Annotated in this window: 1 protein-coding gene; it reads right to left on the bottom strand. The window is 80.2% G+C overall.

What is annotated here, in order from left to right:
* Window positions 1-430 (bottom strand): molybdopterin-binding protein (locus GT030_RS19170; protein ID WP_346009684.1); only part of this gene is annotated, 430 nt, incomplete at both ends.

Raw genomic sequence — 430 nt, 5'->3', positions numbered from 1 at the left:
GGAGTGGGCCACGGCCTCGCGCAGCTCCGCCAGCCGGTCCGCCACCCGGTGCCGGCCGATCACCTCGGCGCCGAGACCGCGCAGCCAGGACGGCAGCAGCGGGCCGAGCGCGTCGCGGACCCGGCCGCCGCGCGGCACCCCGGCGTCCAGCAGCTCGTCGCCCAGGACGAACAGCTCCACGCTGGGGCGCCGGTGCACCACCAGCCGGTCGTAGCCGCTCGCCGCCGCCAGGCCCAGCACGGCCGGGGTGACACTGGTCCCCGCCGGGAGCAGCGGCTCACCGCTCGCGCACTCCTGCCCGCGCGGGCGCACGTCGTGGCCCTCGGGGAGGGGGCCGGGGGCGGCGAGGTGGAGCAGGCTCGTGGACCGCTCCACCTCGCCGTGCTCGCGGCGCAGTACGGCGCTCGCCCCCGGCGGCAGCGGAGCGCCC

It is taken from the genome of Streptomyces sp. SID1328 (assembly GCF_009865595.1).
In the GTDB taxonomy this organism is placed as follows: Bacteria; Actinomycetota; Actinomycetes; order Streptomycetales; family Streptomycetaceae; genus Streptomyces; species Streptomyces griseoluteus.
This window is presented reverse-complemented; position numbering and strand designations above follow the sequence as displayed.